This window comes from Stieleria neptunia (assembly GCF_007754155.1).
GTDB classification, from domain to species: domain Bacteria; phylum Planctomycetota; class Planctomycetia; order Pirellulales; family Pirellulaceae; genus Stieleria; species Stieleria neptunia.
Genome location: NZ_CP037423.1, coordinates 1,394,066 through 1,417,215, shown reverse-complemented (window position 1 = coordinate 1,417,215; position 23,150 = coordinate 1,394,066). Strand labels below are relative to the sequence as shown.

The window sequence follows — 23,150 nt, the reverse complement described above, 5'->3', positions numbered from 1 at the left end:
TCGGTCTCTTCGTCTGGTCACGCCGTTGGGCTCACTCGACAAACAGGGCTTGATTGGAAACCAGCAGCGCGTGGGCGTAGGGTTGCAAACGCGTGGCGGGTGAAGTTGCATCCGTCGGTTTCAGGAACTGCAAACCGATCCGCAACTCTCGGTCGTCGGGTGGTCGAGAGAACAGCAGCCAATAGAGCTGGTGGATTTGGGCGGCCGGATCGTTGGGGGCATCGCGTTGCAGTCGTGTGATTAGCGATTGCGATTGTTTTAGCAACAGCGGCCCGTTCAGGGCATACAGTCCTTGCAGCGCCGTGATCGTGGGCGTCCGTTGGGGGCTGTGCTGTGTCGGGTCGGGGAAATCGTGAACCATCAGCGTCGGCGACATGTCGCGTCGATGAACGGTCGCGTAAAGTGTGCGTCGTCGATTCGAGTTTGCGTCCAGGTCGATCGATGGGCCGCCGATCGCCAGATTCAACTCGCCGCTGGCCGACAGCATCGAATCCCGCCACTCTTCATAGGTCAACCGACGTGGATTCATCCGCGAAAGCCAACGGTTTTCCGGATCGCGTTGAAACGAATCCTGGCCGGCCGACGACGATTGTTGCCAGGTGGCCGAGAGCAGGATCTGGCGATGCAGTTGTTTCATCGACCAACCCGAAGCGATGAAACGCGCGGCCAGATCGTCCAGCAATTCCGGATGCGATGGCCGGCTGCCCTGGGTGCCGAAGTTGCTCGGCGTGTCGACCAGCCCTTGTCCGAAGTGTGCCAGCCAAATGCGATTAACGATCACACGCGCGGTCAGCGGCGCCGCGTCAGTCAGGATCGACTCGGCCAGTTCCAACCGACCGCTGCCGTTGCGATAGGGTTCGGATTGTCCCGAAAGAACGGTCAAAAAACGGCGTGGAACGACTTGTCCCGGACGATTCGGATTGCCCCGGATGAACGCCGGCAGATCGCGTGGTTGGGCGCGATACTCCAGCTTGGTTCCATCTTGTGGCGTCTTCCCGGCGCGAACGACAAACATCGATTCTTCGGTCAAGGCGTTGGCCATCGGCATGTCATACCGTGGCGTCGATGCTTTGATCGATTTGATTTTCGCGGTCAGATTGGCGATCGTTTCGGCCGGAGCCGGTTTTTCGCGTTTTCGTTTTGCGATCTCGGCTTCCAGCTCGGCAACTTGTTCGCGCGCCAGACGCACCGGCTCGTATTCTTCCTCGGGAACAAGCGGCCGTTCGACTTGGCGGCAACTGGCAAAGATGCCGGCCAACGCATAGTAATCCTCGGTGCTGATCGGATCGAATTTGTGGTCGTGACAGCGGGCACAGGCGACGGTCAGACCCAAAAAGGTTCGCGAAACCGCGTCGACGCGTTCTTCCCATTCATCGGCGACGATCACCTTGATGATCTCGCAGGGCAGTTTCAATTCTTTCCAATAGGTCGGGCTAAGGCTGATGAAACCGAGGGCGGGCAAGTCGCGTGGACCGGTCTCGGGCATCAGATCGGTGGCCAACTGTCGGCGCACGAATTCATCGTAGGACATGTCTTGATTGAACGCGTCGACGACCCAATCACGATAGAAGTGCGATTGCCCGGTCTGGTACAGCCAGCTCGCGGTACGATCGGTGTAGCGCGCCATGTCCAGCCACCAGCGGCCCCATTTTTCGCCGTATTTGGGCGAGTCCAACAGGCGGTCGACCAGTCGTCGGTACGCGTCGGGTGATGCGTCATCGACGAAGTCACGGACCATGGCGGGCGTCGGCGGTAGCCCGGTGACGTCGAAACAAAGCCGTCGAACAAGTGTCGCACGGTTGGCCGCGGACGTTGGCGTCAGGTCGTGACGCTGCATTGCGGCCAGGACAAACGAATCCAGAAGCGTTTGCGGCCAATCGGATCCGTCGACGTCGGGCAGCGGTTGAGGCTGGACCGGTTGAAACGACCAAAACCGCCGGCCTTCGTCAAAATCGATTGCCCCGTGATGGGCGTGCTCGGTTTGCTCGGAAGGTGGAAAGGATGCGCCCTGTTGAACCCAGTTCGTCAGCGTGGCCAAATCCGACGGGGAGAGTTTTCCGTCGGGCGGCATTTGGATGTCGCCGCCGTAGCGCAGCGTTTCGATCAACAGGCTCTCGTCGGGCTTTCCGGCAACGACGACGGCGCCGCTATCACCGCCCTGCCGAACGCCTTCGGCGGTGTCCAGTCGCAAGCCGCCATGGAGCGTCTTGGCCTCGGCCGAATGGCACTTATAGCAGTGCTCGACCAACAGCGGACGGACCTTGCGTTCAAACGTTTCGTAGTCGTCGGCGTCTGATGATGTTGGAACGACAAGCAGTCCAAGCAGAACCATCAGCCGCATCGCTAGGCGAGACATGGCGGGCGTCGCGGGAGGTGGGAGGAAGGCGGGCGATGCCATTGTACTCGAACAAAAGCAGTGGCGTAAGCTTCCAGCTTGCGATTGGGGACAGCACAAGCTCGAGGCTGACGCCTCGGGGATCGCAAGCTGGAAGCTTACGCCACTTTCTTAGGCTGGAAGCTTGGGCCACTCGGGTTCAGGTATGCTGGTGAGGCAATTCTCCGTTTGACTCCCACGCTTCCCAGCCATCGCCATGCGTTCTTCTTTGATCTGTTTGTTGTGGATTGCATGCTCAATCCATGTCTCGGCTGCTCCACCCCGGGCGCTACCCGGTGCAACGCGACCGGCCGACCGCCGATTGGCCGAACTGCGAAATCTAAACAGCTACTTTCCGTTCAAGCCGGTGGAGGCCCCGCAGGCCTGGCCGCAGCGCCGAGAGGAGATTCGACAACGGATTTTGTTGTCGCAAGGGTTGTGGCCGATGCCCAGCAAACCCGACTTGAACGCGGTGATCCACGGCCGAGTCGAGCGTGACGACTATGTGGTCGATCGCGTGTACTTCGAATCGATTCCGGGACATTTTGTAACCGGCAGCCTGTATCGACCGAAAGGCAGGTCTGGTCCGTTTCCTGCAATCCTGTCTCCCCACGGGCATTGGAAAGACGGTCGGTTTTACGACGCCGGTGAGGCTCCGATTCGTGCCGACTTGGCCAGCGGTGCCGAACGCTTTGAAGTCGGCGGACGGTTTCCGATTCAGGCTCGGGCGGTGCAACTCGCACGGATGGGGTGCCTGGTTTTCGTCTACGACATGACGGGAAACGCGGACTCGATCCAGATCGGACATCGCCCCGACAAGGCGGCGCATCTGGATCGCGCGACCGACCGGGGGTTTTTCAGCGCGCAAGCGGAACTGCGGTTGCAAAACATGATGGGCCTGCAAACCTGGAACTCGATTCGCGCCGTCGATTTTCTGTTGGAGCTGGACGAGACCGACGCGAGCCGCATCGGCGTGACCGGTGCCAGCGGCGGTGGAACGCAATCGATGATCTTGGGCGCGATCGACGATCGCATCGCCGCGGCCATGCCGTGCGTGATGGTGTCGACGTCGATGCAAGGCGGATGCACGTGCGAGAATGCGCCCTACATGCGGATCGATCAGGGCAACGTCGACATCGCCGCGGCGATCGCGCCGCGACCGTTGGGACTGACCGCCGCGGACGATTGGACGGTCGAATTGGAAACCAAGGGCTATCCAGACTTGCGTCAGTTGTACGCCGATCTTGGACACAAAGATCGATTGACGGCGGCATTCAATCTGCATTTCAAACACAACTACAACCACGTCAATCGCGCGGTGATGTATGCGTTTTTCAATCGTCACTTGAAGCTCGGATTCAAGGAGCCGATTTTGGAACAAGACTACGTGCCGCTTTCCCGATCCGAAGCAACGGTGTGGACGGACGAGCATCCGGCGCCCCGCGGTGACGCGATCGGCGATCCCCACGAAGTCCGGATTTTACAACTCGCCGCGGAAGAGTCTCGGCGGCAGATGGACGCGTTGATCCCTGAAACGAAGGACCAGCTTGCCGAATTTCGACGCGTCGTCGGTGGTGCTTGGGAAACGATTCTGGGACGTCGATTGAATCAGGTGCAATCGACTTCGTTTGACCAAGCGAAGGTGATCGAACAAGAAGGATTGTCGATCACGGTGGGGCTTATCGATCACGCCGGCGAACAGTTGCCGTTCGTGGAAGTCCGAGATTCCGGCGCGAAGGGGACGGTCGTGTGGATCACCGATGAAGGAAAACAAGGCCTGTTTGATGGCGATCACGTCCACCCGATGGTGGCGAAGATCGCCCGCGCGGGATACCGCGTCGTGTCGGCCGATTTGATCGGGCAAGGTGAATTTGTCTCCGGCGGTGATTCGCTCGACGCTCAACGGATGTGGTACCAGCGGGGCGGCGAATCGGCTTGGCATCGTTTCGCCGGGTACACCTACGGTTACAATCATCCGCTGTTCGTTCAGCGCGTTCATGACGTGTTGTCCGTCATCCAACACGCTTCATCGATGGGCGATCAAGACATTCATCTGGTCGGGATCGGTGGCCAAGCCGGTGCGATCGTTGCTGCCGCACGCAGCCAAGCCGGCGACGCGGTCGGGCGAACTTTCATCGATTTGAATGGGTTTCGATTTGCGTCGCTGCAGCGGCAAGACGATCCGATGTTCGTCCCCGGTGCGGTCAAATACCTGGACGTCGGCGGACTGTTATCACTGTGTGTTCCCGGGCGGTTGGACGTCGTTTCGCCCGAACTGCCGATTGTGGGGCACGTGGAACGGGCGAGCGGGACGCCGACGAGCGTTCGTTGGCATCAAACCGGTGAAGCGTTATTGTCGGCGATCGGGGAATGGGCCGTGCGTTGATCGTGTTAGGATCGTCGGAACAATAGGTGGGATAGGCTTCCAGCCTGTCATGGCGAAAACGACAGGCTGGAAGCCTATCCCACAATCAATTCCCGCCATTTGTTGCTCCGAAGTTCCTTACTCGTTCACGCGGGGATCGAGGGTTTTGACACGATTGGCTTCGACGCCCTTCGGCGTCGTGCCAAGCGGGGGCCCGATGTCCGGAGGTGTTGCTGTGCTGACCTCCGGCTACTGGCTTTGACCCCTGCGGGGTGTTGCTGTGCTGGCCTCCGGCTATTGGCTTTAAGTCCTTCGAGGTATCGCCACCGATCAGCCGCCGTTTAGTCTGCCGAGCACGGCGTTGGCACGTTGTCGTTTGCGTTGGGTCAGTGGTGGACCGTCGTGCTGGAGTGCCTGATGGAGCAATCGCTTGGCTTGATCGTGATCGCCGCGTTGGTACAAGACGATGCCGCGGTTGTAGTAGGCCCAGGCATTGGTCGGGCACAAGCTGACGGATTCCTGGTAGTCACGGTCGGATTCTTCCATGCGATCCAATCCCGCCAGGGCGAAGGCGCGGCCGTTGAGTGCGAAGGCGAGCACTTGGTGCAATCCTTCCGTACGACTCCGTTCGATCGCGGCGTCCAGGTCTTCCATCGCAAGGTTCCACTCGCCCATTTCTGCGTACACCTGTCCGCGTGAGCTGAGTAAATCCGCATCGGGCTGTTCGGAGGTCATTTCCAGCAGACGCGTGTAGTCCTCACAGGCTTCGACGTGTTGTTCGGTGTACCAGCGAATCCAACCGCGCAGGCGGTAACCGGCGGTGTGTTCGGGGGCCATCTCGATGATTTCTTCCGCGACACCGATCGCTTCGTCATAGCGTTCTTCGCTTTCCAGCCGATTGACTTTGGCGTGCAGCGACTGGATCGCCGCTTCCTGGGCGGTTTCGGGGGCGATTTCGGCGAGACGATCGATGTCGGCTTCGGCCGCTGATTCGTCGCCTTGCATCTGATGGGCGTAGGCGCGGCCGGAGTAGGCGTAGGGATCGTCGGGAAACTTTTCGATCAATTTCTCATAGTCTTCGAGGGCCTTGTCGTGGCGTTTTAACCGCATCAGCACCGCGGCCCGTCGCAATCGAGCGTCGTCATAGACGCCGGACAGGTCCAGGGTTCGGTTGAAATCTTCCAGCGCCAATTCGTCTTCCTGGCGATCCATGAAGAAGCAGCCGCGGAGGAAAAAGATATGTTCGTTTTCCGGATCGAGTTCACAGGCCCGCTGGTAGTCACGGAGGGCATCATCGTGGTTGCCCGCTTGAGTGTGCGCGAACGCTCGATTGACATAGTGGGCCGGTTGTTCGGGTTCTTGCTCGATCAACGCGGACTGTTCTTCGATGGCCGCCTGGGGATTTTCATTCATGCGGTGCAACAACGCGATCTGTTCGCGGGGTTCGGTCCATTGGGGCGCCAGCCGGCTCGCTTCGGTCAAGGCTTCCATCGCCGTTTCGAGTTCGCCTTGTTGCAGACTGAGTGATCCGAGCAAGTGCAGCGCGATCGGGTTCTCCGGGTCCAACTCCAACACCGCGTGACAATCGGCCAGGGCCAGGTCGCGTCGGTCGGTTGCCGCATAGGAAAAACCGCGCGTCAAGAACACGGCCGGCGTGTCGACGCCCAGTTCGATCGCGCGATTGCAAGCCTCGATGGCCTCATTGAACTCGCTTTGCATTTGCAGGATTCGCCCGCGGAGTGCATGCGCCTGGCCTTCGGCGGGTTCGATTTCGATCGCCTTGTCGCAGTCGTCCAGGGCGAGCGCGAACTTATTCTGCGAGGTGTAGAGCATGCTGCGGTGGAGCCGAGGCGCGATGGCACCGGGCATCAATTCAATCGCGCGTTCAAGATGCGTGAGCGCCCGCGGCTCGTCACGCTGCTCTTCTTGCTGGTACAACCATCCCAGCATCGCGTGGCTGGCGCCGTTGTGTGGATCGAGCTGCAGAATCTGGTTGAGTTCATCGATCGCCCGCGTCCCATGGTCTTGGTACAGCAGGATTTCGGCACGACGAAAACGGAAGGCCGGCTCGCGTGGCGCCCAGCGGATGGCCGTGTCCAAATCGGAAAGCGACGGGTCCCACGCCTCCAGCCCCGAGAAAATTTTTGAACGATGGAAATAAAACCAGGGAGCGAAGGGCGCCAGTTCGATCGCCCGGTTCAGGTCGCTCAAGGCGGCTTGATGGTTGCCGGCAACCAAGTGGTACCAACCGCGGCGTCCCAGCAATGGGGCGCACTCGGGGGCCAGTCCGATCGCGCCCGAATAGGCTTCGATCGCATTCTCGAATTCCTCGTTCCTTGCATGGCGTGCGGCAACCGCGACATGCAGCGCCAGCTCGAAGGGACTTTTTCGTAGCAACCGTTTCAGTTCCGCGTCGGAGGTGCTGGCATAAAGTTCTTCGGTGTATTCGATCCAGGCGCCGACTTCCTGAAACTTTTCCTCTGCCGTCGGCGGCGGCTCTTCTTGCTCGGATGGTTTGGAAACGAGTTGCCGCAGGCGGTCGCACCACGCGTTCCACCATTTGGGTGCTTGGGGAGACTTTTCTGAGGAAGGGTCGACCAACTTGGCGGCGCGCATCAACGCTTCATCGATGCCGCGTTTTTCGATTTCGTTCTGATACAGGCTGAAGGGCTTGATGCCGATTTTGGTGCAGGGGTTCGAATTGATGCGGCGGTAGACCAAGAAGGCGACCGGCCCGTCTTGGACGTCCGGGACGGCGACGGACTCAATCCGCTGGGTCATCCGATTCACGACATTCTGCCGCGCCTCGCCGTCGTTTTCATCGCTGTCCGTGGGCTCGGTTTCGATCTGCATCAACCGCGTCGCGCCGGGCAGAACCGCCAGCGACACCATCAGCTCAAACCCGTCGCCGGTCTGCGTTTCAGACAGGACCGTGTCGATCGCATCCACGACCACGCCGGAATAGTTTTCGATGGCTGTTGTCGAGACGCGTCCGGTCGATCCGATTTCGCCACAGAAATGGACATAAAAAGAACTCGGAATCTCGGACAGTTGGTTATCGGTCGCGGTTTCCACCGGGCCGATCGATTGCCCCAGAATCGGTTCGTCGCGCTGCTGACAGCGTTTCATCTCGCCCAACGATGGGACGCTGAAGCATCCGCCACAGGATTCACACTCGATCGTCGCCCCTGCCTTGGACGGCCGCACCTGGACTCGCTGGCCGCAATGGCAGGAAACGGTAAACATGATGCGAGGCTCCACGAACTCGAAAAGGCGACAGCCTGTATTCTAGGCCGCCGGTCCGTGCATTCTAGCACGGCTGCGCTCCGGCCAACGTTTCTCGTTCCACGTTCTCGTTCCAGGGCTCCGCCTTGGAACGCGATGCCTCGGTGGCTCCCGCCACCCAGGGCTGACGATCGCCAGGCGGGGACGTTGATTGTATAAGCGGCGGAGTTGATCGTAGCAGAAGTCGTTAGGACTTTCGCGGCGCCGGCCCTCTCTGGCGTTTGCTTGCTGCGCAAACGCCGTCTCTCCCAGAGGGAGAGAATCTAGATGGGTTGCTCAATCTTGCAGCGGAAGAAACGACGTCCCGATCCTGGGCGCAAGTCGCCCCGTCGTGCCAATGCGTCACGGTTGCTTGGCAAATCGAAACAAGATCTCCGCACCCTGATTGAGTTGTTCGATATCGATCCACTCGTCTTTGGTGTGCGCCTGGTCGATCGAACCGGGGCCGAAGACGACGGTCGGCAAGCCCGCCGCGGCGAACTTGGGGGCCTGGGTCGTGAACGCGACGCCGATCGCTTCGGAAACGCCGGCGACCTGTCGGGTCAGGCTGACCAACGACTCGGCCAGGGCTTCATTTCCTCCGTCCCGTAGCGGATCGCAGACCGTGTCCGGCGGCAACATCTCCAACGCGATTCCGGATTGGCGTTCCAGTGCCTGCCGGGTTTGATCCAAGATCGATTCGAATGACTCGCCGGGGACGACGCGGCGGTCGATTTCGATGACGCAGGTCTGCGGAACAATGTTGACGCTTTCGCCGCCCCGGATCGTCCCCACGCTTAGCGTGGGGCGACCGCACAGTGGATGGCCGGGGCCGGAGGTTTGGAGTTCGTCGGCGAGCTGTTCCAATCCACGGACGGTGCGTGCCATCGAGTAGATCGCGTTTTGACCGAGCCGGGGACGACTGCTATGGGCCGCGACGCCCGTCGTCCGGATCCTCCATCTCAAGACACCCTTGTGTGCGACCACGACATTCAACTCCGTCGGTTCGGCGACGATCGCCAAGTCCGGTGTGGGCGTGAGGAAGCTGTCACCGGTGCCAAACCGCCGGGCCAAATCGATCGCGCCCTTCTGTCCGAGTTCCTCATCGCAGGTCATCGAAAGGACCAGGCTGGCGTGGGATCGAGCTTCTTCGCGATGGAGACGCGCCACGGTCGATAGAATCGCGGCCATCGGGCCTTTCACGTCGCAGGCGCCGCGACCGTAGATTCGACCGTCGCGCTCGACGCCCCGGTACGGATCGATGGTCATGCCGGCAACCGGAACGGTGTCTTGATGGGCGTCCAGCAAGATCGTGGGACGATCGGGATCGCCGTCCAATTTGGCGATCACATTTCCACGCCCCGATTCGATTTGGTCGTAGCGATGGGGTATGTTGTGGCTTGCGAAAAACCGGCAAAGCCAGTCGCTCATGCCCTGTTCGCACCATTCCGGTCCCCGCTGGTCATGCCCCATCGGGTTTTGGCTCGGAATCCGAATCAGCTGGTTCAAGATCGCTAGCGGTGTATCGTCGTCCATCCAGTGAGCCTCGCAGGAAACATCATGAGTCAATTCGATTTAGCCAACACTCGGCAACGCGACCGTGCGACACTGCGTCAATCGATGGGGCGACGCGAATGGATCGCCGGCGTCGCCGCAGCCGCCGGCACGGTGGCTTTGCCGTACCATCGCGTTGCGGCAGAATCGTCCGATGATAAAGGGTACATCGATGCGCACGTGCACGTGTGGACGCCGGACACGAAAACCTATCCGCTGGACCATCGCTATGACGTTTCGGCGATGCAGCCCCCCAGTTTCACCCCCAAGCAACTGTTGCAACTTGCCGAGCCGCTGGGCGTCAGCCGGATCGTCTTGATTCAAATGAGCTTTTACGGATTCGATAATTCGTACATGTTGGATGCGATCGCAAACCATCCCGGCCGGTTTTCGGGCGTGGCGGTGATCGACCCGAATGATCATCCGGTCGAAACGATGAAATCGCTGAAGGCCAAAGGGGTGCGTGGATTCCGCATCGTGTCGGGGAAAAGCGATCCGGATACTTGGCTGTCCGGCGAAGGGATGAAAAAGATGTGGGCCTGTGCAGCGGATGAATCGATGGCGATCTGTCCGTTGATCAATCCCGAGTATTTGCCATCGGTCGACAAGATGTGCCAGCGGTATCCCGAGACGGCGGTTGTGATCGACCACTTCGCCCGGATCGGAATCGATGGATCGGTTCACGCCCGGGATTTAGATGCCCTGTGTCGTTTGGCAGAACATCGACACACCCACGTCAAAACATCCGCATTCTACGCACTGGGAAAAAAAGCGGCGCCCTACACGGATCTCGGCGCGATGATTCACCGGCTGGCCCACGCCTACGGAAGCGATCGGTTGATGTGGGCGACCGATTGTCCGTACCAAGTACAAGCCGGACACACGTATCATGATTCCCTGGATCTGATTCGATTCAAGTTGGACTTTCTGACCGAACGCGATCGCAGTTGGATGTTGCGAAAGACGGCCGAGAAGGTGTTCTTTGCGTAGTCGTTAAACGGCGTGCTTCAACACGTCGATCAACCGTTCGATGGACGCTTGATCGTTGTAGCCATGGATCGCGATTCGCAGTCGTCCGGCGTGGCACATCACGTGAATGCTCTGCTGGTGCAGCGCGTGATAAATCCGGTCTGCATCGGGGTGCATGAACGCCATGATACCGGCCAGGTGGTCCGGTTCGTCGGGGGTGATGCACTGCACCGGCAATCGTTTCAGTTCGTCCATGCACTGTCGAACCAGCGGGCGGCAATGCGCATCGATTTGTTCGACGCCCACCGATTGGATGTATTTCAATCCGGCATCGATCGCGTAGACGGCAGGATAATTGGGCATCCCGACAGAAAAACTGGCGGCGCCGTGCTTGGGAACGGCCCGTTCAAAGCGATCGGCATCAAACGCGTTTTCCAAATGAAACCAACCGCCTGCCGGTGCCGTCAGCCGCTCGGCACTCGCCGCAGGAATCCCGACCAAGCCGCCACCGTGTGTCGCCAGAATCCATTTGTGTGTGGAACTGACGACCAAATCGACATCGTTCAGATCCAGCGGAATTCGGCCGAGCGCTTGGGTGACGTCGACGGAGATCAGCGCGGGGCAATGCCGTCGGACGACGCTGGTCAGTTCGCGCAGATTGATTTTGTGCCCATTGAAAAAACTGACCAGCGATGTGGTGACCAACCGAGTTCGAGGGCTGAGCAGCGGAATCAGATCTTCGATGCGGAGTGACCAGTCGCGTGCCCGCCAGACTTTCACGGTCGCGGGACAGCTGGCGTGCAACCACGGCGTCGCCCCGGCGGGAAAATCCAGATCGTTGATCACGACCTCGTCGCCTTCGCGCAACTGCAACGCCATCGCGGCCAGGTTGTACGCTTCGGACGAACAGGAGCAAAGGCTGACTTCGCCGGCAGACAATCCGTAGGCCGAGGCGATTTGATCCTTGGCACTGCTCCAGACTTTCGCGTGTTTGTCGCGCCCGTCCATTCCCAGCAGTTTGTCTTGTCCATAGGTGTGCAGTGCGTCCAGCACCGCGGTCGGAGGAATGCCCTCGGCGGCCGTGTTGAAATAGTCTTTGCCGGTCAGGCCGGGGAAATCATGTTGTCGCGAGGACTCGGTCAGCATGGGGGAAGCCACTGTCGAAGGAGGGGGGCATTGGACGACGTCCTTTCGAGGTCGTCGGGGCGAGCCCGACGGACGACGGCCCGGAAGGGCCATCGTACTCGCAAAAGCGGTCGTCTACAGAGACCGTCCAGCTTAGGGCTAGCGCGAAACGCGACAAATCTGAATGATCTGACCGAATGGGTGAGAGGTGGTCGGCGGAGGGGTGTACGACGTCCTTTCTAGGTCGTCGCGCAGAGCCCCACGGACGACGGCCCGGAAGGGCCATCGTACTCGCAAAAGCGATCGCCTACAGGCTAGACACCAACGCGCGGAGTGCTGACACCCGCCCTTGGCGTCGGGAACTGTATTCGATGACGGCCGGGTGACAAATGGCTACAATAGGATTCCCTCCCGCCTTCGAACACCTGCCATGCACACCCTCCCCATGCACTTGCCCAGTTCTCTGCTGGACGCGTCGAAACGCTTGACCGGCCGTCTCACCGCGGTCGTGTTCGTCGTCGCCGGGTCGATCGGGCTCGGCCAAGATGCGTCACCGCAAGCGATCGCGTTTTTCGAAAAACAGGTTCGGCCGGTGTTGGTCGAGCACTGTTATGACTGCCATTCCGCCGAAGGCAGCGTCAAGGGTGGGCTTCGGCTCGATACCCGCGCGGGATTGCTTCAGGGAGGCGACTCGGGTGCCGCGATCGTCGCCGGCGACCCCGATGCGAGTCTGCTGATCGAAGCGGTCGAATACAAGAACCACGATCTGCAAATGCCGCCCCGGAATCGGTTGTCGGAAACTGCCGTCAAGGCGTTGAGGAAATGGGTCGCCGACGGTGCCCCCGACCCGAGAGCCTCGGCGCCGTCCACCCCGGCCGCCGATCGCGGACCGTCGGGGATGAGCATCGAAGAGGGCCGAGCGTTTTGGGCGTTCCAGCCGGTCCGCGCCCCGGCGATTCCGGAGCTTGCCGACACGCAGTGGACCGAAAACCCGATCGACGCGTTTGTGTTGGCGCGACTTCGCGACAACGGCCTGTCGCCGGCGCCGGCGGCCGACAAGATCACATTGATTCGCCGCATCACGCAAGACCTGATCGGGTTGCCGCCGACCCCGGAAGAGATCGATGCCTTCGTCGCCGACGAATCGCCGACGGCGTATGACAAGGTCGTCGAAAGGCTTCTCAATTCACCGCATTATGGAGTCCGCTGGGGAAGGCATTGGTTGGACGTCGCGCGGTACGCCGATTCCAACGGATTGGACGAAAACTTGGGGTTCGGCCAAGCGTGGCGTTATCGTGATTACGTCGTCGATGCCTTCAACAACGACAAACCCTTTGACCGTTTCTTGATCGAGCAAGTGGCCGGTGACTTGTTGCCCGGGGCGAATCGTGAAACCAAAACGGCGACCGGTTTCTTGTCGTTGGGGGCGAAGGTGTTGGCCGAACCGGATCGACAAAAGCTGGAAATGGACATCATCGATGAACAGCTCGACACACTCGGCAAAGCGTTCCTGGGGATGACCTTCGGCTGTGTCCGATGTCACGACCACAAATTTGATCCGATCAAGCAATCCGATTACTACGCCTTGGCCGCGATCTTTAAAAGCACCAAGACGCTCGGCGAGACGAACACCGGGGCAATCAAACACTGGTACGAGCACTCGTTTGCGTCAGACGAGGAGGCCGCAAGGCTGAAGGAGATCGATGCACAGATCGCCGAGAAGAAGAAGGCGGCGACGAGTTTCAAGAACGCCGCGATCGCCAAGATCCGCGCGGAGGCACGCGACAAGGTTGCCGACTACCTGGCCGCCGCGGCAGAGTTTGATGTTGCCACGCCGTTGACCACCGTCGCGGAAATTGCCAGGCCGCAGGGGCTGCATCCCAGGATCCTGCATCACTGCCGCATGCATTTGGATTTCCATCGCGATGACCCGCTGTTGGTCAAATGGCATCAACTGGCCGCTGAGGGAAAGGTCGATGCGATTCGCGAGCACTATGGCGATTTGTTTGGCCGTGCGGAACAAGCGTTTGCCGAGGCGAAGAAGCAGGATCCGAAAATAAAAACGCTGGACGATCCGACGTTGCAGGCCGCCCGATCGGCCTTGTTGGATGCTTCGGGGTTGCTGGCCGTGCCCTCCAAAGAAGCGTTCGCATTCGACGAGCAGACGCTTGCGCAGTACTACCGGTTGATGGACGAGGCGCGAGCGTTTGAAAGTGTCGCCGCCGACGAAACGGCAGCCATGGGCGTCAGCGAAGGAACGGTGGTTGCCGAACTGCCGATTCATATCCGTGGCAGTTACAAGAATCTGGGCGACCCGGTATCGCGAGAGTTTCCCGAAGTGATGCGGCACTCCACGGTCCGCCCCGTCTTTCCCAGCGGGCAAAGCGGCCGATTGGAACTTGCCCGCTGGATGGCCGACACCAGGCATCCCTTGACGGCGCGAGTGATCGTCAATCGCGTTTGGGGATGGCACTTTGGTGAGGCGCTGGTGCGGACGACCGAAAATTTTGGACGGCTCGGTGATCGCCCCTCCCATCCCGACTTGCTCGACTGGCTGGCCCGGCGATTCATGGCCGGCGGTTGGTCGATCAAAGACCTGCACCGTCTGATCCTCCGCTCCAACGTCTATCGGCTCGCCTCTTCGCATCCGGAAGAGGAGCGTTACGCAACCATTGATCCAGAAAATCGGCTGCTTTGGAAAGCCAACTTGCGGCGATTGGAAGCCGAGCAGATCCGCGATTCGATCCTGGCGGTCTCCGGGCGTTTGAATGGTGCGATCGGCGGAAAAACACTGCCGCTGCGGAATCGACAATTCGTCTTCAACCACACCTCCGAAGACCACACCAAATACGACAGCGTTCGACGTGCGTTGTATCTTCCGGTGATCCGAAACAACTTGTACGCGTTCTTCACGCAGTTCGATTATCCGGATCCGACGATGCCCACCGGGTCGCGCAACGCGACGGTGATCGCGCCGCAGAACTTGCTGTTGATGAACGACGCTTTGGTGATGGAGTCGGCCGACGCGCTGGCGCGGTCCGTTCTGGCGCAGTCGAAAGACGACACCGACCGTGTCGCCGACGCGTATCGACGAGCGGTCGGACGCGAGCCGTCACAGCGCGAGACCGAACGCGTGATCCGGTTTCTCTCGCAATGGACCGACGCTGAAGATGCAACGACCGATCGGGGGCACGAGCAAGCTTGGTCGCTGTTCTGTCAAAGTCTGATCGCCAGCAACGAATTCATTTATCTACGTTAGGTTCTTTCTGATGCAATCCCGACGGCAGCTCCTTCGAAACTCCGCGATCGGATTCGGTCACTTGGCGTTCTCCGCGATGCTGGGCCAGCAAGCCTCGGCCGCGGGGAACCCCTTGGCTCCCGAGGGGCCGCATTTTCCGGCTCGCGCCAAGCGGATCGTATTTCTGTTCATGAAAGGCGGTCCGTCGCACGTCGACACCTTTGACCCCAAGCCCCAATTGGATCGGGATCATGGCAAGGCTCCTCCGTTTGACCTGCCGGACGTCACCTTCGCCAAGCAGGGCAACCTGCTGAAGTCGCCGTGGAAGTTCAAGCAATACGGCGAAAGCGGATTGCCGGTCAGCGAGTTGTTCCCCAACGTCGCCCGCCATGTCGACGACCTATGTGTGTTGCGATCGGTGCATGGAACCAATCCCGCGCACGGCGGGGCGCTGTTGAAACTGCACACCGGCAGCGATCAATTCGTCCGACCCAGCATGGGGTCCTGGTTGGTTTACGGACTGGGGACGGAAAATGAAAACTTGCCGGCGTTTGTCACGATCTGTCCGACGTTGGCCCACGGTGGAGTCAACAACTGGGGCACCGCGTTCCTGCCGGCCCATTGCCAGGGCACGCCGATCGGCAACGCCAGTTTGCCGGCGACGGCGGCCAAGGTCAAACACATCCGAAACGATCGCATCGATCCCGATCTACAGCGTCGACAACTGGACTTGATCGCGTCGATGAATCGGGAACATCTTGAAATGGCCGGTCGCGATCAGGCACTCGAGGGACGATTGAATTCGTTCGAATTGGCCTATCGCATGCAAACTGCGATGCCCGAGATCCAGGACTTGGCGTCGGAGTCCGCGGCGACCCAGCGTCTGTACGGGATCGATGATCCGGTCACCGAAGATTTCGGCCGACAGTGTTTGATGGCGCGGCGGTTTCTCGAACAGGGTGTCCGGTTTGTTCAAGTGACCCACAGCGACAGTGTCGTGCAGTGGGATCAGCACTCGGGGTTGTACCAAGGTCACACCAAGAACGCAGCCGAAGTCGATCGGCCGATCGCAGGTTTCCTACAAGACCTGAAAGCGAGAGGACTGCTCGAAGACACGCTCGTTTTATGGGGAGGCGAATTCGGACGCACGCCGACGGCTCAAGGCAGCAACGGCCGCGACCACAATCCGCACGGGTTCACGATGTGGATGGCCGGCGGCGGAGTGAAGGGAGGGTACGCCTACGGCGCGACCGACGACTACGGTTATTACGCCGTAGAAAACAAGATGCACGTCCACGATCTGCACGCAACCATTTTGCACTTGATGGGGCTCGACCACGAACGGCTGACCTATCGCTACGCCGGGCGAGATTTTCGCTTGACCGATGTCGAAGGCGTGGTGGCGAAGGACATCTTTGCCTGAACCTCACCCGCCGGAAAGCGGCCGGAGCGAGTGGCACTTAGGACGACCGGTTTTTCGAGTACGATGGCCCTTCCGGGCCGTCGTCCGGAGGGCTCGCCCCGACGACCTAGAAAGGACGTCGTACAACGGTCCGCTGACCGCATCACACTCAATCGACGAGATCGTTCCTCTTTGTCGCGTTCCGCGTCTGTCTAAAGCGGGACGGTCCCTCATGGCCAAACACCAACGGATGCTGAATCCCTTTTCCATTCAACGCGGCTCATAAAAGTCGCGACCAGACCACCGCCGCGAAGCCGATCGCGATCAGGCACAAGCACCATGAGGCCAGCAAACGCCAATAGAGTCTGGGGTCTCGATAGGCGGTCCTGGGGACCTCAAAGACCAACAAGAACAGCACATAAAAGGTCAACAACGGTGGCAGGATGAAGATTCCGATGACGGCGCCGCGAAAAACGCGTGCAACCAGTTCGCCGTCACGGGAATTTTGCTCAGCCTGCGCTGAATCGGATCGTGGACCGCGATCCTCGTTGGGGATCAGGACCGGCGCGTAGGGATTGGAACTGGCCGGTTTTCGCGGCGGCTGATCGGTGACGACCACCGGGCCGGACTCTCGGATGACCGGTTGTTCTAGCTCGAGCAACGGACGCGACAGGTCCGATTCGTCCCGAGGCTTTCCGCAACTCCAGCAGAGATCGAACAAGGGTTCGTTGCGTTCGTCACAACGGCTGCACTGCCATGCCGTTCGCTCGCTGCGCTCGATCTCATCCGTTTCCAATATTTCCTTCGCCCGCTCGAAGTCCTCCGGCGCCACCTCCACCCGCACCCGGACGACCGCGGATCCGATATGGCTGAGCATCGTCGCGACCTCGCCGCCATTGACGACCGCGAAAATCCCGGCGGCATCCAGCCGCGCGCGAAGAATCTCCGCCTCTACGGCATTGCTAAAGATCTGCAACGTTCGCACCGATCCGCTCCGAAAAAGGGGCTTGCTCATTCCTTGCTTCAATATCGCGATCAGTTCCGTTGGATCAGACGCGACCTAGTTCAAGGGTAATCCATACCGCCACCAAAGTATCGCCGCGGCGCCGACAGAATAGACGGTCAATGAGACCAAGAATGCGGTGGTTTCGGTAGCGAAATTCCCCATGCCCTGCCGGTTGTGAATCCATCGTGTCGCAAGTGCCCCCGGGATAGCGGCCGGGAATGCACAGAGAAAGATCCAAGCCGAAACAAGGTTGTGATCACGACAGATCACAAAGTAAACGTAACACATCGCGATGAATCCGGCGGCGGTGGCCCGGCCATGCCAAGGCGAACCATGCGGGGCGTTTCGCCGCAACTGGGCCACGATCATCGCATGCTGGAACACCAGAAAAAGACATCCGGGCCATGTGAAGATGAATTCATTGAGGGCATGAGACAGCAGCGGACCAGCCGTCATGCAGGTAATCAGGCTAAGCGACAAGAAAACGGCATAGCGTTGCGAACGCAGGGTTCGCGGACCGATTAAACAAGCCACCGCAGTCAAGATCGCAGCGCAAGCAGTCGATGCCGTCGTTGCGATCCAACCGTAAAACATCGACCCGGCGGTCGGCATTCGAAGTGTGTCCTCTGACCGAATCCCGATCCAATTTCTTGCAGAGCCCATTTCCGGTTTCGACCTCAAACGGAAAGACCGCTGCAAAGCAGTTGCGTTGTCCCGATCGCGGCGGCCCAGGTACACACAGACTGCAGTTGAATGGTTGCGAACGAAAAGCAGCCCACGATGCAACGCGGGTGTCGCCCACGCGGTTTTACCAGCAAGGACACGTGCTCTGGCCAGTTCAATGTATTGCTCCGGCGACGCTTTGGCGAGAACGAGATCGCCGGTGTCATTGAGCAGGATTAGCTTTTCATCGGCAACAATCACCGACGCATGGCCGATTGTTTGCGACTGTTTCATCGTCTCGAATTCCACGCTGCGGCGCGGCTTCGTGTTCCCATTGGACCAAGCGATTTCGCCGGTATAGAAATTCACGCAGCGAAAACTTCCACGCGAAGGATGTCGGGCATTCGACTGGGATTCTTTCAAATCAAAACCATAGACATACTCGCCAACCAAAACACTGGATGCGACGTCATTGGACATCGATTCATATTCGCCGATCAATTCGATCGCTGGCGACTGATCGGGTCTGATCCGATACAACTGGCTGCCGCCTTGAAAGGGTGATGAGATCCAGACAAGATCGTCCCGCGTGATCGGCCAGGCAGAATGTTCGTCGTAGCCGCGTGACAGCGCGACACGAAACAATTGCGATCCCGCATGCAGATCAAATCCACAAAGACTATTTTGCAAAAGTCCGATGACGAGCTGTTTTTCGAGAACCGTAACAGGCAGCGCCGACGAATAGCTGGCCGGATCATCACCCGATTTCCAAATCAGCTCTCCGGTCCGCTTGTTCAATGCGATCATGGCGGAGTTCCTGCCTCCAACCGGAAGCAGGATTCTCTCGCTGGCAATGATGGGGCTGCACGCGTATCCGAATCCAGTGCCGCGCGACTCAAAGCGTTGCGACAGATCGACCGACCAGAGTTCCTCGCCTTCCCAATTCAGACAACCGACCGTCAAGTCGGGACTGGTAAAGTAAATGTGTTTCTCGTCAATCGTCGGCGTACTTCGTGGTCCGGGATACATCCCACCGAGTTCGTAGGGATCATCATATCGATGTTGCCAAAGCGTCGAACCGGTGGTGGCATCCAAACAGAGGACAAATTGACCCGCGAGTGTTTGGTATTGTGTGAACACGCGACCGTCGAACGCCACGAATGATGAGTAGCCCTGGCCAAGATTGCGGCGCCACAGCACCGGCGGCCCGTGGTTCGGCCACGCGTCGGCCAGATGAATTTCGTCGCTGTGCCCAGTCAGATGGGGTCCCCGAATTGTCGGCCAACCGAGGTCTTCGGCCCCTTGGGGAAGAAACGCGTTCGAATCAACCGGAGAGTGCGTGTTGGAAGATGTGAACCATACCAAGACACATGCAACGATGAGGATGATCGAAGCCGATCCGATCGATCGGGAATGCATGTTTCGCAGTTGTTTCACAAAGCAAACTCGCCCTGGCAGATCGGCGTCGGACTATTGCGGAGATGGGGGGCACATTAGCGTCTCGACGTCAGCCGACAACAATTCTTGTATTTCTTTCCGCTGCCGCACGAACAAGGATCGTTGCGTCCGGGCGTTTTGTCGGTATTTCGAATGGTCCCGACAGGCGGTTGCGGTGTCGGGTGCGGCGCCTCGTTCGTGGTCGTAGAAACCGGGACGGCTTGAGGCTTCGTGACCGACGGTTGTGGAGTTGGCCTTTTCGGTATGTCTATCGGTGCGAAACAGGCCCACCTACTCAGTTCCTCCACGACATCAAACTCTAAAGGTGGCATCTCATCCGCCTCGCGAATAGAGCTTTCGTCAAAACCGTTGATCGTTTCCTCAAGTTTTTTTTGCGACACGATCCCCTCAGCGACATTCCCCGACGCATAGGCGCGCCGAATGGTCTCCATGGAGTCAGGGACGCCGAAATTGGCCAGTTCCATACAGAGACCGGCGTTTAACTCGTAGCAGGGGAACTCCATCAGCCGATTCAAATGTCGCTCCAGCCTCTCGGCGCCGTCTTCGCGACTCAGTCGTCCTCGCCGGAACAGCAGGAAATAGGTGCAAGCCAACGACCATCTCACGTACTCGTACACGTCTTGGTTTTCGATCAGCTGTCCGATTTGATCGTAATCCGTGCCGATCAATTTGACGATGAGCCGTTGCAAATCGCCATGGATCAGGTCCCCGAGCAACGAATTGAGGGCTTCGTGCGGCAACGAAATCGCTTCGATGACTGCCGGTAGGGCGCGCGGGTCACCGATGGCACTGAGCAAAATAAATGCGAAGAATGCACCATCCGTTTCGATGGTGTTCCCCTTCGACGCGTATTCGGTTTCAGCTCGAAGGATTTCGATCAATCCGGGAACCACGGATTCGCCGCGAGATTGGAGTTCATGCAGCAGAATGCGGGGAAGACCGTCTGTGGGAGTTCTCTTCAGTTCGTCAAGCAGTTCGGCATCCGTCTTGCTTTCCAGGCTGGGTGTTGTAGCGTTCAAAAGTCTTTTCAATCTTGATTCAGAGTCTTGATTGGGTTGGTTGTCGTTCACCGACCTGGACGTCGTAGAGCTTCCGTCGAATGGGTTGGGTAGAATTGTTTAGACCGTTACGCCAGACTCGCAACGGCATCGGCATCGGCATCGGCATCGGCATCGGCATCGGCATCGGCATCGGTGATGATATCGCCAACGCGCGACAATCGCAAAACCATTGGCCGTGCTATTCGCTCCGAACGCGTCGTCTCATTTTCCTGCCCCACATTTTTCTGTCATCTCGGCGACGCATTTTGGGACCGCATGCGTTAAAACACCCCCTTCCCCTTTTTGGTGCGGGGGGCGTCTAGCAGGTCTTCGATCCGTTTGGTGATCGTTTCTCGGTGGTGGTCGGAGTCGACCAGTTGCTCTGCTGCGACACGTTGCAGTTCGGCTTGCTGAGGGTTGGCTGCGAATTGCAGGATCGCTTGGGCGAGTGACGGCGGATCGCCGGGTTCGGCCCAGAAAGCCGTGGGGGCGTCGCCCTGCAGTTCGATCGTTCCCCCGGCGCGTGTGGCGATCACCGGCGTGCCGAGCGCCATCGCTTCCAACACCACGTTCGGCATGCCTTCGAATCGGGACGGCAACACCAATGCGTCGGCCGCGTTGATCTCCGCGGCCGCACTGGCGAGGCTGCCGATGAATTGAATCGGATCGGACAAACCGAGTGATTCGGCGCGCGATTCCAGTTCGCTGCGAAGTGGTCCGTCACCGATCAGCCGCACCGTCCACGGGGGACGGTTGTCGGGCCACTGTGATTTCACCATGGCCAGCGCATCGATCAAATCCGCATGCCCTTTCTCTTCGGTCATGCGTCCGACACAAACCAGCACGGTTTGGTCTCTGGAGCGCGGCGGAGGCGTGCCGGCGGATTTGCGAAGGGCCGCAACATCGACGGGATTCTGGACGACGACGACACTGCCCTTTGCCAATCCGTAATACGTTTCGGCCGACTCGGCGGCTTGCCGGCTGACGGCGACAACGACGTCGGAGTTGCGGTAGGCCGCGGCCAATCGGCGGCGTTTGAGTGCGACGAAGCGTTTTTCGACCAGCGGCAGCGCCAGGTGCGGCGGGCTGACGATGGTCGAGACCCGGCGTCTTCCCGCCGCCGCTTTGCCGGCGATCAGCGTCATGTGGAACGTGCGGTCGTAGACGACGTCGATCTGGTTGTCGCAAATCACCTTGCGCAGAAACTCGGTCTGACGACGAAGCTGTCGCCCGGGAAAATAGAGGCCACCTGGATCCTGACAGGAATCAAAACAGTGGATCGGGACGTCAGATGGGACTTGATCCAAAAATTCGCCGGACGCTTCGGTCAGGTAGAGATGCGGTTCGAATCGCGACCGATCGAGTGCTTGTGCGAGCAACAGCACCTGACGTTCACTGCCGCCGCCGCGCATCGAGCTGACCATCAACAAGACTCGTGTGCGCTGGTTCGGCATGCTGTTTCAATCTTTGATTATAACACGTGGCGTAAGCTTCCAGCTTGCGATTCAGGCGAGCTGGCAAGCTGGAAGCTTACCCCACTGTTTATCGTTTCACGTCGATCCAGACCAGCCTGTGATCGCTGGCTTTGATCCACGTGCTTTGCGGGGCGTCGCCGGTCGGCCAGAACACCCCGCTGTCGATGACATGCAAATCCTTGCTGGGCAGGACAAAGTCGACTCGCATCAAACCGTTGCGTCCGAAATCGGCGGTCTTGTTCTGCTGGACGTCTCGGGTGCGGGGGTGATTCAACAGCCGGATAATCGCTTCACGGCGGCCGCTGCCGTCGATCGGGTCGGCGTTCAGATCGCCCATCACGACGAAACTTGCGTCGGCATCGAGCGGGCCGGCGCGGCCGTCATCGTCGATCAGCCAGGTGTCGGCGGTATCATCGTCGGACAGGTAGTGATTCCAAAATTCAATTTCGTCATGATTGCGGGCGCCGTTGCGGTCTTCGGGCCCGTCGAAGACCGGAGGCGTCGGATGGCTGGCGAGCACGTGGATCACGGTATCACCGACTAGAATCGGCACATCGATGTGATTCTTGCTGCTCAACCGCAGCTTGGACCACGTGGCGTCATCGTAATAGGACTGCCCGGTGTTGGGATCCACCGGTCGAATCGCACCGGGCAGATCTTTCCAACGCAGCTTTTGAAACGAGCGAATCGACGCGGTGTCGATCGGAAATCGGCTGTAGACGGTCATGGCATACTGACCGGGGTAGTTTCCAAAACCCCAAGCATCGTTGCCGGAACCCAATTGTCCATCGTTGTTCAAATCCAACGTCGAATCGATTCCGGTGTTGCTGGGAGCACTGTAGACGTACGGAAAAACGACGGGAGAGAGTTTGCCGTCGGCAGTGTTTTGCGCAACGGCGAAATAGTTTTCCGCAAGCAACCTGGCCGGCGCCGCATCGGGTTCGTGATCGAGTTCGTTGATCAGCAGGACATCCGGTCGTATGGTTTGAACGATGCTTGCGACCCGTTCGGCTTGCAGGTCATCGCGACGAGAGAGACGCTCTCGGATTTGTCCTTGGCGTTTGCCGTACAGCGAGACGTTGAAGGTCGCGATGCGAAGGGTGTTCACTGCCGGAGACTCCGTGGGCGACGTTTGAGCGGTCGCCGTCGCCGCCAGAAAGGAGACACCGACGAGAGCGAGGGCGAGGGCGAGGGTCATTCGAATCATGGCCGTCTTT

The 23,150-nt window shown here is 59.3% G+C and carries 13 protein-coding genes; 4 read left to right on the top strand and 9 right to left on the bottom strand.

Going from position 1 to position 23,150, the window contains the following annotated elements:
• Positions 1-31: 31 nt before the first annotated feature.
• Positions 32-2,356 (bottom strand): PSD1 and planctomycete cytochrome C domain-containing protein, encoded by a 2,325-nt coding sequence (locus Enr13x_RS04975; protein ID WP_197455795.1) that lies wholly within the window; start codon positions 2,354-2,356, stop codon positions 32-34.
• 235 nt (positions 2,357-2,591) lie between these two features.
• Here Enr13x_RS04975 and Enr13x_RS04970 point away from each other — a divergent pair, with 235 nt between their 5' ends.
• Positions 2,592-4,760 (top strand): acetylxylan esterase, encoded by a 2,169-nt coding sequence (locus Enr13x_RS04970; RefSeq protein WP_145384988.1) that lies wholly within the window; start codon positions 2,592-2,594, stop codon positions 4,758-4,760.
• A 309-nt stretch (positions 4,761-5,069) separates the two neighbouring features.
• On the opposite strand, the gene Enr13x_RS04965 is transcribed toward Enr13x_RS04970, so the two are convergent.
• Positions 5,070-7,985, bottom strand: a complete 2,916-nt coding sequence (locus Enr13x_RS04965) for a tetratricopeptide repeat protein (protein WP_145384987.1) — start codon at positions 7,983-7,985, stop codon at positions 5,070-5,072.
• Positions 7,986-8,366: 381 nt separating this feature from the next.
• A complete protein-coding gene (locus tag Enr13x_RS04960) occupies positions 8,367-9,539 on the bottom strand; it encodes a M20 family metallopeptidase (RefSeq protein ID WP_145384986.1) in 1,173 nt (390 codons plus the stop codon).
• A gap of 24 nt (positions 9,540-9,563) precedes the next feature.
• On the opposite strand from Enr13x_RS04960, the gene Enr13x_RS04955 reads away from it, so the two are divergent.
• Positions 9,564-10,547, top strand: coding sequence for an amidohydrolase family protein (locus Enr13x_RS04955; RefSeq protein WP_197455794.1), 984 nt, complete (start codon positions 9,564-9,566; stop codon positions 10,545-10,547).
• A gap of 3 nt (positions 10,548-10,550) precedes the next feature.
• Here the strand turns inward: Enr13x_RS04955 and Enr13x_RS04950 are convergent, their stop codons facing one another.
• Entirely contained in the window at positions 10,551-11,672 is a 1,122-nt protein-coding gene (locus Enr13x_RS04950) for an aminotransferase class V-fold PLP-dependent enzyme (protein WP_145384985.1), read from the bottom strand.
• 409 nt (positions 11,673-12,081) lie between these two features.
• On the opposite strand from Enr13x_RS04950, the gene Enr13x_RS04945 reads away from it, so the two are divergent.
• Positions 12,082-14,910, top strand: coding sequence for a PSD1 and planctomycete cytochrome C domain-containing protein (locus tag Enr13x_RS04945; protein WP_197455793.1), 2,829 nt, complete (start codon positions 12,082-12,084; stop codon positions 14,908-14,910).
• 10 nt (positions 14,911-14,920) lie between these two features.
• Positions 14,921-16,312, top strand: coding sequence for a DUF1501 domain-containing protein (locus tag Enr13x_RS04940; protein ID WP_145384984.1), 1,392 nt, complete (start codon positions 14,921-14,923; stop codon positions 16,310-16,312).
• 259 nt (positions 16,313-16,571) lie between these two features.
• Here the strand turns inward: Enr13x_RS04940 and Enr13x_RS04935 are convergent, their stop codons facing one another.
• The 5 genes from Enr13x_RS04935 to Enr13x_RS04915 form a co-directional block, all read right to left on the bottom strand.
• Positions 16,572-17,306: a putative signal transducing protein gene (locus tag Enr13x_RS04935; protein ID WP_145384983.1), complete on the bottom strand. Its 735-nt coding sequence runs from the start codon at positions 17,304-17,306 to the stop codon at positions 16,572-16,574.
• Between the two features lie 45 nt (positions 17,307-17,351).
• Entirely contained in the window at positions 17,352-19,379 is a 2,028-nt protein-coding gene (locus Enr13x_RS04930) for an outer membrane protein assembly factor BamB family protein (protein WP_145384982.1), read from the bottom strand.
• A gap of 74 nt (positions 19,380-19,453) precedes the next feature.
• On the bottom strand, positions 19,454-20,437 hold the full coding sequence (locus Enr13x_RS37720; RefSeq protein WP_197455792.1) for a DUF1186 domain-containing protein: 984 nt from the start codon (positions 20,435-20,437) through the stop codon (positions 19,454-19,456).
• A 302-nt stretch (positions 20,438-20,739) separates the two neighbouring features.
• Positions 20,740-21,912 (bottom strand): glycosyltransferase, encoded by a 1,173-nt coding sequence (locus Enr13x_RS04920; RefSeq protein WP_145384981.1) that lies wholly within the window; start codon positions 21,910-21,912, stop codon positions 20,740-20,742.
• Positions 21,913-22,000: 88 nt separating this feature from the next.
• Entirely contained in the window at positions 22,001-23,140 is a 1,140-nt protein-coding gene (locus Enr13x_RS04915; protein ID WP_145384980.1) for an endonuclease/exonuclease/phosphatase family protein, read from the bottom strand.
• Positions 23,141-23,150 lie beyond the last annotated feature (10 nt).

Excerpts from the sequence above, each read along its gene's own strand:
- Enr13x_RS04975 (WP_197455795.1), bottom strand. The coding sequence starts at position 2,356 with ATGTCTCGCCTAGCGATGCGGCTGATGGTTCTGCTTGGACTGCTTGTC.
- Enr13x_RS04970 (WP_145384988.1), top strand. The coding sequence starts at position 2,592 with ATGCGTTCTTCTTTGATCTGTTTGTTGTGGATTGCATGCTCAATCCAT.
- Enr13x_RS04965 (WP_145384987.1), bottom strand. The coding sequence starts at position 7,985 with ATGTTTACCGTTTCCTGCCATTGCGGCCAGCGAGTCCAGGTGCGGCCG.
- Enr13x_RS04960 (WP_145384986.1), bottom strand. The coding sequence starts at position 9,539 with ATGGACGACGATACACCGCTAGCGATCTTGAACCAGCTGATTCGGATT.
- Enr13x_RS04955 (WP_197455794.1), top strand. The coding sequence starts at position 9,564 with ATGAGTCAATTCGATTTAGCCAACACTCGGCAACGCGACCGTGCGACA.
- Enr13x_RS04950 (WP_145384985.1), bottom strand. The coding sequence starts at position 11,672 with ATGCTGACCGAGTCCTCGCGACAACATGATTTCCCCGGCCTGACCGGC.
- Enr13x_RS04945 (WP_197455793.1), top strand. The coding sequence starts at position 12,082 with ATGCACACCCTCCCCATGCACTTGCCCAGTTCTCTGCTGGACGCGTCG.
- Enr13x_RS04940 (WP_145384984.1), top strand. The coding sequence starts at position 14,921 with ATGCAATCCCGACGGCAGCTCCTTCGAAACTCCGCGATCGGATTCGGT.
- Enr13x_RS04935 (WP_145384983.1), bottom strand. The coding sequence starts at position 17,306 with ATGAGCAAGCCCCTTTTTCGGAGCGGATCGGTGCGAACGTTGCAGATC.
- Enr13x_RS04930 (WP_145384982.1), bottom strand. The coding sequence starts at position 19,379 with ATGCATTCCCGATCGATCGGATCGGCTTCGATCATCCTCATCGTTGCA.
- Enr13x_RS04920 (WP_145384981.1), bottom strand. The coding sequence starts at position 21,912 with ATGCCGAACCAGCGCACACGAGTCTTGTTGATGGTCAGCTCGATGCGC.
- Enr13x_RS04915 (WP_145384980.1), bottom strand. The coding sequence starts at position 23,140 with ATGATTCGAATGACCCTCGCCCTCGCCCTCGCTCTCGTCGGTGTCTCC.